Annotated in this window: 17 protein-coding genes; 11 read left to right on the top strand and 6 right to left on the bottom strand. The window is 58.9% G+C overall.

The annotated features are described in order from the left end of the window. Window positions 1-39: 39 nt before the first annotated feature. The 7 genes from dksA to panD all read left to right on the top strand — a co-directional run bounded on the left by dksA (window position 40) and on the right by panD (window position 5,650). Entirely contained in the window at window positions 40-495 is a 456-nt protein-coding gene (dksA, locus tag C1Y43_RS10245) for an RNA polymerase-binding protein DksA (protein WP_021507512.1), read from the top strand. 70 nt (window positions 496-565) lie between these two features. Further along, on the top strand, window positions 566-1,501 hold the full coding sequence (gene gluQRS, locus C1Y43_RS10240; RefSeq protein ID WP_369974307.1) for a tRNA glutamyl-Q(34) synthetase GluQRS: 936 nt from the start codon (window positions 566-568) through the stop codon (window positions 1,499-1,501). A 38-nt stretch (window positions 1,502-1,539) separates the two neighbouring features. Continuing rightward, the gene (gene pcnB / locus C1Y43_RS10235; protein WP_206543568.1) at window positions 1,540-2,955 is read left to right on the top strand and encodes a polynucleotide adenylyltransferase PcnB; all 1,416 of its coding nucleotides are present in this window, start codon (window positions 1,540-1,542) and stop codon (window positions 2,953-2,955) included. Further along, window positions 2,952-3,437, top strand: a complete 486-nt coding sequence (gene folK, locus C1Y43_RS10230) for a 2-amino-4-hydroxy-6-hydroxymethyldihydropteridine diphosphokinase (protein ID WP_104188129.1) — start codon at window positions 2,952-2,954, stop codon at window positions 3,435-3,437. The genes pcnB and folK overlap by 4 nt, the downstream gene beginning before the upstream one ends. A gap of 82 nt (window positions 3,438-3,519) precedes the next feature. After that, complete coding sequence (gene panB / locus C1Y43_RS10225) at window positions 3,520-4,314, top strand: 3-methyl-2-oxobutanoate hydroxymethyltransferase (RefSeq protein ID WP_088516660.1); 795 nt, start codon at window positions 3,520-3,522, stop codon at window positions 4,312-4,314. Between the two features lie 15 nt (window positions 4,315-4,329). Next, complete coding sequence (panC, locus tag C1Y43_RS10220; RefSeq protein ID WP_021507517.1) at window positions 4,330-5,184, top strand: pantoate--beta-alanine ligase; 855 nt, start codon at window positions 4,330-4,332, stop codon at window positions 5,182-5,184. An 85-nt stretch (window positions 5,185-5,269) separates the two neighbouring features. Then, window positions 5,270-5,650 carry an aspartate 1-decarboxylase gene (panD, locus tag C1Y43_RS10215; protein WP_021507518.1) on the top strand — a complete coding sequence of 127 codons (381 nt, stop codon included), beginning with the start codon at window positions 5,270-5,272 and terminating at the stop codon, window positions 5,648-5,650. Between the two features lie 36 nt (window positions 5,651-5,686). Here the strand turns inward: panD and C1Y43_RS10210 are convergent, their stop codons facing one another. The 4 genes from C1Y43_RS10210 to hpt all read right to left on the bottom strand — a co-directional run bounded on the left by C1Y43_RS10210 (window position 5,687) and on the right by hpt (window position 9,321). Continuing rightward, a complete protein-coding gene (locus tag C1Y43_RS10210; RefSeq protein WP_104188128.1) occupies window positions 5,687-6,694 on the bottom strand; it encodes an acyltransferase in 1,008 nt (335 codons plus the stop codon). Between the two features lie 151 nt (window positions 6,695-6,845). Further along, window positions 6,846-7,616: an ABC transporter permease gene (locus C1Y43_RS10205; RefSeq protein WP_021507520.1), complete on the bottom strand. Its 771-nt coding sequence runs from the start codon at window positions 7,614-7,616 to the stop codon at window positions 6,846-6,848. Then, entirely contained in the window at window positions 7,613-8,539 is a 927-nt protein-coding gene (locus C1Y43_RS10200) for an ABC transporter ATP-binding protein (RefSeq protein WP_021507521.1), read from the bottom strand. Before C1Y43_RS10200 ends, C1Y43_RS10205 begins: the two co-directional genes overlap by 4 nt. A gap of 245 nt (window positions 8,540-8,784) precedes the next feature. Beyond that, window positions 8,785-9,321, bottom strand: a complete 537-nt coding sequence (gene hpt, locus C1Y43_RS10195; RefSeq protein WP_021507522.1) for a hypoxanthine phosphoribosyltransferase — start codon at window positions 9,319-9,321, stop codon at window positions 8,785-8,787. Between the two features lie 154 nt (window positions 9,322-9,475). Between hpt and C1Y43_RS10190 the strand changes: the two genes are divergently transcribed. Beyond that, entirely contained in the window at window positions 9,476-10,771 is a 1,296-nt protein-coding gene (locus C1Y43_RS10190) for a cystathionine gamma-synthase family protein (RefSeq protein WP_104188126.1), read from the top strand. Here the strand turns inward: C1Y43_RS10190 and cueO are convergent. Beyond that, window positions 10,758-12,371: a multicopper oxidase CueO gene (gene cueO, locus C1Y43_RS10185; RefSeq protein WP_104188124.1), complete on the bottom strand. Its 1,614-nt coding sequence runs from the start codon at window positions 12,369-12,371 to the stop codon at window positions 10,758-10,760. The genes C1Y43_RS10190 and cueO overlap by 14 nt on opposite strands. Before the next feature lie 177 nt (window positions 12,372-12,548). Here cueO and C1Y43_RS10180 point away from each other — a divergent pair, with 177 nt between their 5' ends. The 3 genes from C1Y43_RS10180 (at window position 12,549) to speD (ending at window position 14,689) form a co-directional block, all read left to right on the top strand. Continuing rightward, the gene (locus C1Y43_RS10180; RefSeq protein ID WP_021507525.1) at window positions 12,549-12,896 is read left to right on the top strand and encodes a YacC family pilotin-like protein; all 348 of its coding nucleotides are present in this window, start codon (window positions 12,549-12,551) and stop codon (window positions 12,894-12,896) included. Window positions 12,897-13,005: 109 nt separating this feature from the next. Then, window positions 13,006-13,860 (top strand): polyamine aminopropyltransferase, encoded by an 855-nt coding sequence (gene speE / locus C1Y43_RS10175; RefSeq protein WP_104188122.1) that lies wholly within the window; start codon window positions 13,006-13,008, stop codon window positions 13,858-13,860. A 19-nt stretch (window positions 13,861-13,879) separates the two neighbouring features. Further along, the gene (speD, locus tag C1Y43_RS10170) at window positions 13,880-14,689 is read left to right on the top strand and encodes an adenosylmethionine decarboxylase (RefSeq protein WP_058770602.1); all 810 of its coding nucleotides are present in this window, start codon (window positions 13,880-13,882) and stop codon (window positions 14,687-14,689) included. A gap of 78 nt (window positions 14,690-14,767) precedes the next feature. Here the strand turns inward: speD and C1Y43_RS10165 are convergent, their stop codons facing one another. Continuing rightward, on the bottom strand, window positions 14,768-15,529 hold the full coding sequence (locus tag C1Y43_RS10165) for a DeoR/GlpR family DNA-binding transcription regulator (RefSeq protein WP_022547144.1): 762 nt from the start codon (window positions 15,527-15,529) through the stop codon (window positions 14,768-14,770). Between the last annotated feature and the right edge of the window lie 2 nt (window positions 15,530-15,531).

Here is a 15,531-nt window from a genome sequence, read left to right as displayed (position 1 = left end):
AAACAGAACGGGTAGTGCGTGTTATCCAGGAGAAACAACATGCAAGAAGGGCAAAACCGTAAAACATCGTCCCTGAGTATCCTCGCCATCGCTGGGGTGGAGCCGTATCAGGAGAAACCGGGCGAAGAGTATATGAATGACGCCCAGCTGAGCCATTTCCGCAAGATTCTGGAAGCCTGGCGCAACCAACTCAGGGATGAAGTAGACCGTACTGTGTCGCATATGCAGGACGAAGCTGCCAACTTCCCGGATCCGGTTGACCGTGCCGCCCAGGAAGAGGAGTTCAGCCTGGAGCTGCGTAACCGCGATCGTGAGCGCAAACTCATTAAAAAGATTGAGAAAACGCTCAAGAAAGTGGAAGACGACGACTTTGGCTACTGCGAATCCTGTGGGGTCGAAATTGGTATCCGCCGTCTCGAAGCGCGTCCGACCGCCGATCTCTGCATTGACTGCAAAACGCTGGCAGAAATCCGCGAGAAGCAGATGGCAGGCTAATGGCCGTTAACAGACTGTCGCCGCACAGCCGGGAAAACCACTGTTTTCCCGCCGTGCGGTGTACCACAGCATGATGTCCGCCACGCTTCCCTGCATCGGGCGTTTCGCCCCCTCTCCTTCCGGTGATCTTCATTTCGGTTCGCTGATAGCCGCATTAGGCAGCTACCTGAGCGCGCGCGCACAGCAGGGCCGCTGGCTGGTGCGCATTGAAGATATTGATCCGCCGCGTGAAGTCGCCGGTGCCGCAACGCGCATCCTGCGTCAGCTGACGCATTATGGGCTGCACTGGGACGGCGACGTGCTGTGGCAGTCGCAGCGCCACGAGGCCTATCGCGCGGCGCTGAGCTGGCTGCGCGAACACCGTCAAAGCTACTTTTGTACCTGCCCGCGCAGCCGCATTCAGCAGCTGGGCGGCTTTTACGACGGTCACTGCCGCGATTTACATTTGCCGCCGGACGGCGCCGCGCTGCGGCTGCGTCAGCATGCGCCGGTGTACGGTTTTGACGATCGCCTGCGCGGCCATCTGCAGGCGGAGCCGCGTCTGGCGCAGGAAGACTTTATTATTCACCGTCGTGACGGCCTGTTCGCCTATAACCTTGCGGTGGTGGTCGATGACCATTTTCAGGGCGTGACGGAGATAGTGCGCGGTGCGGATTTGATTGAGCCAACGGTGCGCCAGATTGCGCTGTATCAGCAGTTTGGCTGGCCGGAGCCGGCTTATCTGCATCTGCCGCTGGCAATTAACCCGGACGGTAATAAATTGTCGAAGCAAAACCACGCGCCAGCCTTACCGGACGGCGATCCGCGACCGGTGCTGGTGCAGGCGCTGAGCTTCCTGGGGCAGTCGGTTTTGCCTGGCTGGCAGGACCATGGGCTGGGGGCGCTGCTGGACCATGCCGTTACACACTGGGATAGCGCATTGATTCCGCGGCATGATGCGCAACAACCGGATGAGGCGACAACGCCATTCCTAAATGGTTCGCAACAGGCTATGATTAGCCGCTGATTTTATTCACACCCATTTTCTCACTGTCGAGGTGTCCCATTTTTACCCGAGTCGCTAATTTTTGCCGGAGAGTCCTCAAGCGTGATGAGGAGGCCCCTGAAGAGGTGGAAACCGTAAGTCTGATGACCGTTATCCCCCGGGAAAGCCACAATATCTCACGCAAAGATATCAGCGAAAACGCTCTCAAAGTGCTGTATCGCCTGAACAAAGCCGGATACGAAGCCTATCTGGTTGGCGGCGGCGTGCGCGATTTGCTGCTGGGTAAAAAGCCGAAGGACTTTGACGTGACCACCAACGCCACGCCGGAGCAGATGCGTAAGCTATTCCGCAACTGTCGCCTGGTCGGGCGTCGCTTCCGTCTGGCGCATGTGATGTTCGGTCCGGAAGTGATCGAAGTCGCTACGTTCCGCGGCCACCATCAGGAAGAGAGCATCGACGATCGCAACGGTTCGCAGCGCGGTCAGAACGGCATGCTGCTGCGCGACAACATTTTTGGCAACATCGAAGATGATGCGCAGCGCCGCGATTTAACCATCAACAGCCTCTATTACAGCGTGGCTGATTTCACCGTGCGCGATTACGTCGGTGGCCTGCAGGATCTGCAGGAAGGCATCATCCGCATGATTGGCGATCCGGAAACGCGCTACCGCGAAGATCCGGTGCGTATGCTGCGCGTGGTGCGCTTCGCCGCCAAGCTGGACATGAGCATTGCGGCGGAAACCGCCGAGCCGATTCCCCGCCTCGCCACGCTGCTGAATGACATTCCGCCGGCGCGCCTGTTTGAAGAGTCGCTGAAGCTGCTGCAGGCCGGTTACGGTTATCGCACCTATCTGATGATGCGTGAATACCAGCTGTTCCAGCCGCTGTTCCCGACGCTGGCGCGCAACTTCACCGAACAGGGCGACAGCCCGATGGAGCGCATGCTGGCCCAGGTGCTGAAAAACACCGATACCCGCCTGCACAACGATATGCGCGTGAATCCGGCGTTCCTGTTTGCGGCGATGTTCTGGTATCCGCAGCTGGAGTCAGCCGAGCAGATTGCGCAGGAGAGCGGCCTGACCTATTTCGACGCCTTTGCGCTGTCCATGAACGAAACGCTGGATGAAGCCTGCCGTGCGCTGGCGATTCCGAAACGTATCACCACGCTGATTCGCGATATCTGGCAGCTGCAGCTGCGCATGTCGCGCCGTCACGGTAAGCGCGCATGGAAGCTGATGGAGCATCCTAAATTCCGTGCCGCCTACGACCTGCTGGCGCTGCGCGCAGAAGTCGAGAACAACGCCGAGCTGCTGCGCCTCAGCCAGTGGTGGGGCGAGTTCCAGTCGGCGGTGCCGACACAGCAGAAGACCATGCTCAACACCCTGGGTGACGATCCGGCTCCGCGCCGTAAACCACGCCGTCCGCGCCGTCGTCCAGCTGGCCCGCGCCGCGACAGCAACCACAGCGCGTCATGACGCGGGTCTATCTCGCCTTAGGCAGTAATCTCGCCGATCCGCTGCATCAGGTTGATGCAGCGCTGGCCGCGCTGGATGCCATTCCCGATACCCACCGCGTAGCCACCTCCGCGTTTTATCGCACGCCACCGTACGGCCCGCCGGATCAGCCGGATTACCTCAACGCCGTGGTGGCACTGGAGACCACACTGGCCGCGGAAACGCTGCTCGATCACACCCAGCGCGTTGAGCTGGAGCATGGCCGGGTGCGCAAAGCTGAACGCTGGGGACCGCGCACGCTGGACCTCGATATCATGCTGTTCGGCAATGCAGTGATCCACACGCCGCGCCTGACGGTGCCGCACTACGATATGCACAACCGCGCCTTCATGCTGGTGCCACTGCTGGAAATCGCGCCGACGCTGCGCCTGCCGAACGGCCAGCCGCTGGCCGGCATTCTGGCGACGCTGGACCGCAGCAGCATCCGCTTGTGGTCCGCCTGACGCGGCAGAATCGCACGCCCGTCGTATCGCCTTTGCAATCAATCCAGTACACTGCGCGCATCAGAAAATGCTGGAGATTGCGATGAAACCCACCACCCTCTCTCACTTACGCCAGCTGAAAGCCAGCGGCCGCAAGTTCGCCACGCTGACCGCCTACGATTTCAGCTTCGCGCGCCTGTTTGCCGACCAGGGCATTCCGCTGCTGCTGATTGGCGATTCGCTCGGCATGACCGTGCAGGGCCATGATTCCACGCTGCCGGTGACGGTCGACGATATTGCTTATCACACCGCCGCCGTGCGGCGCGGTGCGCCTAACGCGCTGGTGATGGCCGACCTGCCATTTATGAGTTACGCCACGCCGCAGCAAACCTTTGACAGTGCCGCGCAGCTGATGCGCGCCGGTGCCAACCTGGTAAAACTGGAAGGCGGCGCCTGGCTGGCAGAGACCGTGCGCATGCTGACCGAGCGCGCCGTGCCGGTGTGTGGTCATCTGGGATTGACGCCGCAGTCGGTTAATATCTTCGGTGGCTACAAGGTGCAGGGGCGCGATGAAGCGGCAGCCGAGCGCCTGCTGGCGGATGCGCTGGCGCTGGAAGCGGCCGGTATGCAGCTGCTGGTGCTGGAGTGCGTGCCGGTCGCGCTGGCTGAGCGCGTCACCAAAGCGTTGTCGGTACCGGTGATCGGCATCGGTGCCGGTAACGTCACCGACGGCCAGATTCTGGTGATGCACGACGCGTTTGGTATTACCGGCGGCCACATTCCAAAATTTGCCAAAAATTTCCTTGCGGAAACCGGCGACATTCGTGCGGCAATTCGCCAGTATATGGCCGACGTTGAAGCAGGCACCTACCCTGCTGCCGAACACAGTTTCCAGTAAATCAGGAGATTTGCAGTGCTGATCATTGAAACGCTGCCGCTGCTGCGCCGTGAGATTCGACGCTGGCGCCAGGCAGGTAAACGCATCGCGCTGGTGCCCACTATGGGCAACCTGCATGAGGGGCATCTGACGCTGGTGGATGAAGCACGCCAGCGCGCAGATATCGTGGTGGTATCGATCTTCGTTAACCCGATGCAGTTTGATCGCGCCGACGACCTGGCGCGCTATCCGCGCACGCTGCAGGACGATTGTGAAAAACTCAATCGCCACAGCGTCGACCTGGTCTTTGCCCCGGCGCCGGCCGATGTCTATCCGCAGGGTCTCGACAGCCAGACGTTTGTTGAAGTCCCGGGCCTCTCCTCGCTGCTGGAGGGCGCCAGCCGTCCCGGTCATTTCCGCGGCGTGGCCACCATCGTTAGCAAGCTGTTTAATCTGGTGCAGCCGGATATCGCCTGTTTTGGCGAGAAGGATTTTCAGCAGCTGGCGATCATCCGCAAGATGGTGGCGGACATGGGCTTTGACATTGACATCGTTGGCGTGCCGACGGTGCGCGCCAAAGACGGTCTCGCGCTCAGCTCACGTAACGGCTATCTTACTGCCGATGAACGCAAGCTGGCGCCGGTGCTCAGCCAGGTGATGAACAGCATGGCGCAGCGCCTCAGCAACGGCGAGCGGCACGTGGATGAGATTATTGAGCACGCCGAACAGACGCTGCGCGATCAGGGCCTGCGCCCGGACGGCCTGGCCATCTGCGATGCCGATACGCTGCAGCCGCTGACGGTCGACAGCCAGCGCGCAGTGATTCTGATGGCCGCCTGGCTCGGCAATGCGCGTTTGATTGATAATCAGCAAGTGGATCTGACGGTTTAACGCCGTCGTTTATGGGCAGCATGTACCCGCTACACACTGCACGGTAGAAACCGGCCGCGCACGGGTATAACAAAGGTATCACGCTATGATTCGTACCGTATTACAAGGCAAACTGCACCGCGTAAAAGTGACGCAGGCGGATTTGCATTATGAAGGCTCCTGCGCCATCGATCAGGATTTTCTTGATGCCTCCGGCATTCTGCAATACGAAGCCATCGACATCTATAACGTCACCAACGGCCAGCGCTTCTCTACCTATGCCATTGCCGCCGAGCGTGGCTCGAAAATCATTTCGGTCAACGGTGCGGCCGCGCGCTGCGCCTGTCAGGGCGATCTGCTGATCATCTGTTCTTATGTGCAGGTGGAAGATGAAGTGGCGCGCAGCTGGCAGCCGAAAGTGGCCTACTTCGACGGCGATAACGAGATGAAACGTATCGCTAAAGCGCTGCCGGTGCAGGTGGCCTGATCATCCCGCGCGCTGTACTGACAGCGCGCCTTTCCCTTATACGCCCGCCAGCTGCGGCTGCCCTTTGCGCTTCAGCGTAAACAACCAGTCAAACCACCCTTTTGCCCGCAGTACGCACAGCGCCGTTGGCAACGCCAGCGCGACGCTGAACGCCAGCACAAAATGCAGGTCAGCCAGCCACGCAGAGTGGCCGTCATGGCGCAGCAATTTACTGCACACCTGAATCGCCAGATAGTGCGACAGATAAAACACAATCGAATGGCGGCCAACGTAGTTAACCGCCCGCAGATTGATACGGCAGGCCAGCGCAACGAACAGCGGGATTGAGGGCAGCGCCAGCGGCAGCAGCCATGGCGAATGCTGACGCAGCCCGCCCCACAGGCTGAACGCCGCAAGCAACATAAAGGCGATCAGCGACAGCAGCAGCGGCGTACGACGCTGCGCAAACGCGGCAATATCAACATCCTGGCGCACCAGCCAGTCGGCACTGTAGAAGAAGGCAAACAGCACCAGCGACTTGTTCAGATGCAGGTTGTCGAAACTGGCAAACAGCGAGTCAGGCGGCACCGGCGGCAGCAGCACCGCACCGGCAACGCACAGTGTCAGCACCAGCGCCGCAGGCAGGCGGCGCGCCGGGATAATCAGCACAAAAAACAGAAACAGCGAGTGCAGAAACCAGGTGATATCGCCGCCGCTCAGATGGCCGAGCGCGATGGCCAGCGGCGACTGTGGGTGATTGGCCATCGCGCTGAAGGTCCACTTCAGCCCGCCGTAGATCAGCGCCCAGACGGCAAACGGATAGAGAATGCTGCTGACTTTGTTTCGCAGATAGCGCGCCTGCCCGTGGCGTAAACCGCTGGCGACGAACAGTCCGGAGACGAAGCACATCAGCCCCATACGCACCGGCGCCAGCAGCTGATTTACCAGCTCGTTAAAGGCAGTGAAGTGCCCGGCCTGCTGGTTCACTGCAATCATGCAGTGCAAAAAAATCACCGCCAGAATGCTCATGCCGCGTAAATTATCAATCCATGATACCCGATTCACTCTTCGCTTCCCCGCTGCTTTTTTGGTCAGCGGCCACTATGGGGAAAGCCACAGACTGAAAGCACAAGACGCGTCTGGAATTGCGAAGAGTGGGTAAAAAAAAGCCGCCGCCGGACGACGCCGGCAGCGGCTTCTTATTCGGAGCTGCGCCTCAGGTGCGCAAGCCGCGTCCGCGCTGAATCAGCGCATACACCAGCACGTAAAACACCACAATAAACGCCACCAGCACTGACAGCGTCAACACCAGCGGAACATCGTTGATGCCAAGGAAGCCATAGCGGAACCCGCTGATCATGTACACCACCGGATTGAGCTTCGACACCGCCTGCCAGAACGGCGGCAGCAGCGCCAGCGAGTAGAATACGCCACCGAGGTAAGTTAACGGCGTCAGCACGAAGGTCGGGATCAGGCTGATATCGTCAAAGGTGCGCGCAAACACCGCATTCAGCAGGCCCGCCAGCGAGAACAGAATCGCCGTCAGCAGCAGCGTGATTGCCACCATCGGCCACGAGAATACGTGGAACGGCACAAAAAACAGCGACACCGCCGTCACCAGCACGCCCACGCACACGCCGCGCGCTACGCCGCCGCCGACATAACCGGCGATAATAATGTGCGTCGGCACCGGCGCCACCAGCAGCTCTTCAATGTTGCGCTGGAACTTGGCGCTGAAGAATGACGAGGCGACGTTGGCGTAAGCGTTGGTGATTACCGCCATCATAATCAGGCCCGGCACGATAAACTGCATATAGCTGAAGCCGTGCATATCGCCGATGCGTGAGCCGATCAGATTGCCAAAGATAATGAAGTACAGCGTCATGGTGATCACCGGCGGCACCAGCGTCTGAATCCAGATGCGGGCAAAACGGTTGATCTCTTTGCTCCAGATACTCTTGAGCGCCACCCAGTACAGATGCGTCATGCGGTTACTCCTGTTTTTCCCTGCGTCAGGCTGACGAACAGCTCTTCCAGACGATTCGCTTTATTGCGCATGCTGAGCACCTGCACGCCCTGCGCGCTCAGCTGGCTGAATACGCTATTCAGCCCCTGTTCACGCATCACTTCCACTTCCAGCGTTGAGGTATCAACCAGACGATACTGGAAGCCCTCCAGCTGCGGCAGCGGGCTGCGCGGCGCCAGGTCGAGGATAAAGGTTTCCGACTGCAGCTTGGACAGCAGCCCTTTCATTGAGGTGTTCTCCACCAGCTCGCCGCTCTGGATGATGCCGATGTTACGGCACAGCATTTCCGCCTCTTCCAGATAGTGGGTGGTCAGGATGATGGTGGTGCCTTTGGCGTTCAGCTCTTTCAGGAACACCCACATTGAGCGGCGCAGTTCGATATCCACGCCAGCCGTCGGCTCATCAAGAATCAGCAGTTTCGGTTCATGCATCAGCGCCCGGGCTATCATCAGCCGGCGCTTCATGCCGCCGGACAACATGCGCGCCCGTTCGTTACGCTTGCCCCACAGGTCGAGCTGATTGAGGTATTTTTCCGCGCGCTTGTTCGCTTCGGCGCGTTCCACGCCGTAATAACCGGCCTGGTTAACCACAATCTGCATTACGGTTTCAAACGGGTTAAAGTTGAATTCCTGTGGCACCAGCCCAAGCTGCCGCTTGGCGTTGACCACATCTTTCTGCAGGTCGTAGCCAAACACGCGCACGCTGCCGCTGGATTTGTTCACCAGCGAGCTGATAATGCCAATGGTGGTGGACTTACCGGCACCGTTAGGGCCCAGTAAGGCATAAAAGTCGCCTGCTTCCACGTTGAGATCGAGGCCTTTCAGCGCCTGTACGCCGCCGGGATAGGTCTTGGTCAGCCCGGAAAGTTCCAGTGCATAAGTCATTGCGAGTCCGTACCCTGTTGTAGTGACATCATAGCCATATGAAATGATAGTGCGCTCGCGTCGAGCGTGCGGGGTTATTCAGCGATAACGGTTGTGAAATCAAAGGAATTGCGCAGAGTGATAACCCACCACACTCTACCACTCTGCGTGCCGCAGGAAAACGCGTGCCGAGCCCGTAAGTCATTGAGTTACGGGCTGCGCATCTTATCGCAGGCGGAGGGAATCAGCCTTGGAAGATTGTGCGGTTATTCGTCCAGCAGCGTAACTTTGCCGATATACGGCAAATGGCGGTAGCGCTGTGCGTAGTCGATACCGAAGCCGACCACGAACTCATCCGGAATGGTAAAGCCGACAAACTCGACCGGCACCTCAACTTCGCGACGCTCCGGCTTATCCAGCAGCGTGCAGATCGCCAGCGATTTTGGCTCACGCAGCTGCAGAATTTCACGCACTTTGCTCAGGGTGTTACCGGAATCGATGATGTCCTCGACGATCAGCACATCTTTGCCGCGAATGTCTTCGTCGAGATCTTTGAGGATTTTCACGTCGCGCGTGGAGGACATGCCGCTGCCGTAGCTGGAGGCGGTCATGAAGTCGACTTCGTGCGCGACATCAATGGCGCGGCACAGGTCAGCCATAAACATGAAGGAGCCGCGCAGCAGGCCGACCAGCACCATTTCGCTGCCGCTGTTGCGGTAGTGCTCGCTGATCTGCTTGCCCAGTTCGGCAATACGGGTTGCGATCTCCTGCTCAGAGATCATCACGTCGACGGTGTGTTTCATTGCATTCGCCTAAGAAGGTTTTCAGAAAGCCGCGCATTCTATCATAGTCGACGCACAGGCTAACGCCGCGCACAGAACGCAAACGTTATCGTGGCGAAATTTATTGCGCTGGCGTTAACTGTAAGCATCCTGCCCGCTCTCTCTGGAGATCCCTATGGCCGCTTCATCAGGTAAAAAAACGCAGATCGGCACGCGTGAACTGCATCCGGAAACGCAGATGCTCAACTACGGTTACGATCCGCGCCTGTCAGAAGGTGCGGTGAAGCCGCCGGTGTTTCTGACGTCAACCTTTGTGTTTAACAGCGCCGAAGAGGGCAAAGAATTTTTCGATTTCGTTGCCGGCCGCCAGCAACCACCGGCGGGCAAAAGCGGCGGGCTGGTCTATTCCCGCTTCAACCACCCTAACAGCGAGATCGTTGAAGATCGGCTGGCCATTTATGAAGTTGCCGAAAGCGCCGCGCTGTTCTCTTCCGGCATGTCGGCGATTGCCACCACGCTGCTGACCTTTGCCCGTCCCGGCGAAGTGATCCTGCACTCGCAGCCGCTGTACGGCGGCACCGAAACGCTGCTGAGCAAAACGCTGCACGATCTGGAGATCAAAGCGGTGGGATTCAGCGACGGCACCGACGAAGATAAAGTGTATGAAGCCGCGAAGCTGGCGTGGCAGCGCGGGCGCGTCGCGATGATTCTGATTGAAACGCCGGCCAACCCCACCAACAGTCTGGTAGATATCCAACTGATGCGTCAGGTGGCAGAGGTGATCACCCAGCAGCAGGGCTCCCGGCCGATTCTCGCCTGCGACAACACCCTGCTCGGCCCGCTGTTTCAGCGTCCGCTGCAGCACGGCGCGGATATCTCGCTCTACTCGCTGACCAAATATGTCGGCGGTCATTCCGATTTGATTGCCGGCGCCGCGCTGGGCAGCCGGGCGTTAATTAACAAGGTGCGTTCGCTGCGCAGCGCGATTGGCACCCAGCTCGATCCGCACTCCAGCTGGATGATTGGCCGCTCGCTGGAAACGCTGTCGCTGCGCATGGAGAAAGCCGCCAGCAATGCGGAACAGGTCGCGGCATTTTTACGCGATCACGCGCAGGTGGCGAAACTGCACTGGTTGCCCTATCTCGACGCCAGCAGTCCGGCAGGCGAAACCTGGCAGCGCCAGTGCAGCGGTGCCGGTTCCACCTTCTCCTTTGATATCGAGGGCGGCCAGGCTGCGGCATTCCGCTTTCTCAACGCGCTGGCGCTGTTCAAACTGGCGGTGAGCCTCGGCGGCACCGAGTCGCTCGCCAGCCATCCCGCCAGCACCACCCATTCCGGCGTGCCGCAGGAGGTGCGGGAGCGCATCGGCATCACCGACGCGACGGTGCGCCTGTCGATCGGCATCGAACATGCCAATGATTTGATTGAGGATATCCGCCTGGCGCTGGAAGCGGCCGTCAGCTCACCGTAAAGCCCAGCATCATGCCGGTATCTTCATGCTCCAGCAGATGGCAGTGCGCCATATAGGCATTTTCAGTATCGGCGACGTAGTTGAAGCGCACCAGCACTTCACTGCGCCAGCCGTTGACGCTGACCATGTCTTTCCAGCCGGCGCGATGCGCCGCAGGCGGCTTGCCGTTTTCGGACAGAATGCGGAACTGCGTGCCGTGAATGTGGAACGGGTGCAGCATGGCGTCGCCTTCGCCGGAGATGGTCCATTTTTCGTATTTGCCCAGCGGCACGGCAAACATGGGCTTTTCCATGTTAAAGGCCTGGCCGTTGATTTTGTTGCCGTTGTGGAAATCATATGCGGCGCTGCTGGCAGGGTTACCCTGATCCATCGCCATATCGCCGTGATCCATGTTGCCATGCTCCATCGCGCCATGGTCCATGTTCATGCTGCCGTGATCCATCGCTTTGCCCGCGCCGTGCTGGCTGCCCATCGCTTTGGCACCGTAGCGCTGCTGCAGCGCCTGCATGCCCTGCTGATCCAGCTGCGGATCCATCATCAGCTGCAGCCAGCGGCTTTGCAGCCCTTCCGTTGACGGCAGCGGCGGCACATCCACCAGCTGGTCCGGCAGCGTACCGCTGGCCATCACGCGCAGCGGAAGAATCTGCACCAGCGGCAGCGGCTGATCGAACGGCGCCAGCGTCATGCCCATCTGCGTGACCGGCAGCGTTACGATATCGAAGGGTTTGCCGTCTGAAGTATCCACCAGCACTTCAAAGCGCTCGCCCGGCAGCAGCGGCAGGCTCTCCACCTTCACCGGTTCAGCCAGCAGGCCACCGTCGCTCGCCACCACGTACAGCGGACGTCTATCGCTGGCGGCGATGTGCAGCGAGCGCGCATTGCAGCCGTTGAGCAGGCGTAGCCGCAGCCAGCCGCGCGGCACCGCGTGCTGCGGATACGGCACGCCATTGGTCAGCATCAAATCGCCAAACCAGCCCACGGCGGCGCGCATGATATCCAGCTGATAATCGATACGCGTGCCGTCCTGAGTGAGCTGCTTATCCTGGAAAATCAGCGGCACATCATCTTCGCCCCACTGCATCGGCAGCCGCAGCTTGCCGGACGCCTCATCTTCCAGCAGTACCAGCCCCGCCAGCCCCTGCGCCACCTGATAGCCGGTTTTGCCGTGCTGATGCGGATGGAACCAGCAGGTCGCCGCCGGTTGATCGGGGGTAAAACTCACCTGACGCGTGGCGCCGGGCGCAATCAGCGCCTGCGGACCGCCATCCACCGCGCCGGGAATTTCCAGCCCGTGCCAGTGCAGCGTGGTGGCTTCCGGCAGGCGATTATGAATATTGACGGTGACGCTTTTCTCACGCTGCAGGCGCAGCGCCGGGCCGAGCAGGCTACCGTTGTAACCCCAGGTTGGGACGGATTTGCCGTTCCACTGGCTGCTGCCGGTCATGGCGGTCAGCGTGTACTGGCCGTGTGCATCGGGCTCCAGCAGCGACGGGATGGGCAACAGCGGGCGCGTAGCGGCCATCAGCGAGCGGCTCCAGAAGGGCAGCGCGCCGGCTGCACTGAGGGCGGCAGTCAGCTTGAGAAAATGACGACGTTGCATATTCATATCCTTATCGTGAATAGGGGCACAGCGTAAACCTTTCCCCTGCGGGAGGGTCAAGCGATGAAAGCGCCCGCCGGGATAAAAAACGCGCCAGTGGCCCATTTAGCCAAATTTAGCGGAATCCCGGCAATAACTGTGCTAACGTCATTAAATTGTCCCTTGTTGAGAACGATTATGACGAAAAGCATCAAGATCCTGCTGCTGGCGGGACTCCTTGGCTTCTCCTCCACCAGTTTTGCCCTGAGCGAATCCGAAGCAGAAGATCTGGCTGACCTCACCGCCGTGTTTGTCTACCTGAAAAATGATTGCGGCTATCAGGATCTGCCCGACGCGCAGATTCGTAAAGCACTGGTGTTTTTTGCCCAGCAAAACCGCTGGGATCTGAGCAACTACAGCGCTTACAACATGAAATCCCTCGGTGAAGAGAGCTACAAAGATTTGAGCGGTATCGCCATCACCAACGACAAAAAGTGTAAGTCGCTGGCGCGCGATTCCCTCAGCCTGCTTGCCTACGTGAAATAATCCTCCGCCCTGCGCTGCTGTTAACGCCCTGACCGTGCAAGCACGGTCATAATTCGTTATGCTTTTTTCTGGCATTATTGCGCGTTAACAGCATAAGGAGCGCTCCGGCATGGCCGACAAAGAGACCTGGCATGAGACGCTGCATAGCGGCTTTGGCCAATATTTCAGCGTAGATAATCTGCTATACCGCGATAAAACCGCGCATCAGGATCTGGTGATCTTTGAGAACGCCGCGTTTGGCCGCGTGATGGCGCTGGACGGCGTGGTGCAAACCACCGAGCGCGATGAGTTTATCTATCACGAAATGATGACGCACGTGCCGATTCTGGCGCACGGCAACGCCCGGCGCGTATTGATTATCGGCGGCGGTGACGGCGCGATGCTGCGCGAGGTCGCCCGGCATCAGCACGTTGAGCACATCACCATGGTGGAAATTGATGCCGGCGTGGTGAATTTCTGTCAAACCTATCTGCCTAACCACAGCGCCGGCGCTTACGACGATCCGCGTCTGCAGCTGGTGATCGACGATGGCGTTAACTTCGTCAGCCAGACGCAGGAACGGTTTGATGTGATCATCTCCGACTGTACCGATCCAATCGGTCCCGGCGAGAGTCTGTTCACCTCGGCGTTTTATGCCGGCTGCAAACAGGCACTCAATCCCGGTGGCGTGTTTGTCGCGCAGAACGGCGTCTGCTTCCTGCAGCAGGATGAAGCGGTCAACAGCCACCGTAAACTCAGCCACTATTTCGCTGACGTCAGCTTTTATCAGGCGGCGATTCCGACTTACTACGGCGGCATCATGACCTTCGCCTGGGCGAGCGATAATCCGGCGCTGCGCCAGCCGGACCTTGCGACGCTGCAGTCACGTTTTGCCGCAGCCGGACTGCCCTGCCGTTACTACACGCCACAGCTGCACATCGGCAGCTTTGCCCTGCCGCAATATCTTTTAAACGCGCTCAGCTGATCTCAGGAGGTGAACCCAATTGCAAAAGCTAAAACTACATGGCTTCAATAATCTGACCAAAAGCCTGAGTTTTTGTATCTACGACATTTGCTATGCCAATAGCGAAGCCGAACGTGATGGCTATATCGCCTATATTGATGAGCAATATAACGCCAACCGCCTGACGGAAATCCTCACCGAGACCTGCTCGATTATCGGTGCTAACGTGCTGAATATCGCGCGCCAGGATTATGAGCCGCAGGGTGCCAGCGTGACGATTCTGGTCAGCGAAGAGCCGATCAATCCGCAGGATATCGATAATTCCGAGCATCCCGGCCCGCTGCCCAATTCGGTGGTCGCGCACCTCGACAAGAGTCACATCTGCGTGCACACCTATCCGGAGAGTCACCCGGAAGGCGGTTTATGTACCTTCCGCGCCGACATTGAAGTCTCGACCTGTGGCGTGATTTCGCCCCTGAAGGCGCTAAATTATCTCATCCACCAGCTGGAGTCGGATATCGTGACCGTGGATTACCGCGTGCGCGGCTTCACCCGCGACGTCAATGGCGTGAAGCATTTCATCGACCATGAGATCAATTCCATTCAGAACTTCATGTCCGAGGATATGAAAGCGATGTACGACATGGTGGACGTTAACGTTTATCAGGAAAACATCTTTCATACCAAGATGTTGCTGAAGGAATTTGATCTGAAGTATTACCTGTTCAACACCAAACCTGAAGAGCTGAGCCCGCAGGAGCACAAGCGCATTACCAATCTGCTGTGGAAGGAGATGCGTGAGATTTATTACGGGCGCAATATCCCGGCGACGGGATTGAAGTTGTTATAACTCAGTGCCAGCAGTGGGTGAAGGCTGCGCCGCGGTAGCGCAGCGCACGTCATTCACCCGCTGATGCGGGCGGCACATTTACGCGGTCAGCTGCAGGCCAATGCCGCGCTCGCGCAAATCACGGCATACCGCTTCATCAAGGCGGGAATCGGTCACCACATCGGTCAGGCTATCAATCGGTGCCGCGCAGTACAGCGACCATGAGCCATATTTACTGCTGTCGGCCAGCAGAATGCGCCGGCGCGCGTTGGCCAGCAGATCCATCTTCAGCCCGGCTTTGTCTTCCGTCGGCGTGGTAATACCGCGCTCAATACTCCATGAGTTACAGCTGACAAACGCAATGTCCGGATTGATGCTGCGCAGCAGGCGCCGGCCGTGCTCACCAATGCACGACTGGCTGGAGTCGTCGATGCGGCCGCCGATGATGGTGGTCTCAATCTGTTTAAACTCCGACAAAAACAGCGCAATGTGCAGATCGGCGGTGATCACCCGCAGCTGCAAATGGGTCAGCTGTCGTGCCAGTTCCAGCATGGTGGTGCCGGCATCCAGCACCACCGCATCGCCGGACTGCACATAGCTGGCGGCGAACTGGGCGATGGCCTGCTTCTCCGCCAGGTTACGCTGCATTTTCTCCAGCGTGGTCGGCTGCGTCGGGATAAAGCGGTTCAGCGTGACGCCGCCGTGGCTGCGGCTAATCACCCCTTCCTTGTCCAGCTTAATCAGATCGCGGCGAATGGTGGCTGGCGAAGCAGAAATGGCGCTCACCAGCTGTTCAACAGTGACCAGATTATGACTTTTGAGATAGTCCATAATCTGGTCGAGACGGCTTTGTCCCTTCATAT

The sequence above is a fragment of the Pantoea sp. ICBG 828 genome (assembly GCF_002928355.1).
Lineage (GTDB): Bacteria > Pseudomonadota > Gammaproteobacteria > Enterobacterales > Enterobacteriaceae > Pantoea > Pantoea dispersa.
Note: the sequence above shows the minus strand (reverse complement) of the source record. Positions and strands in the feature narration are given on the sequence as shown.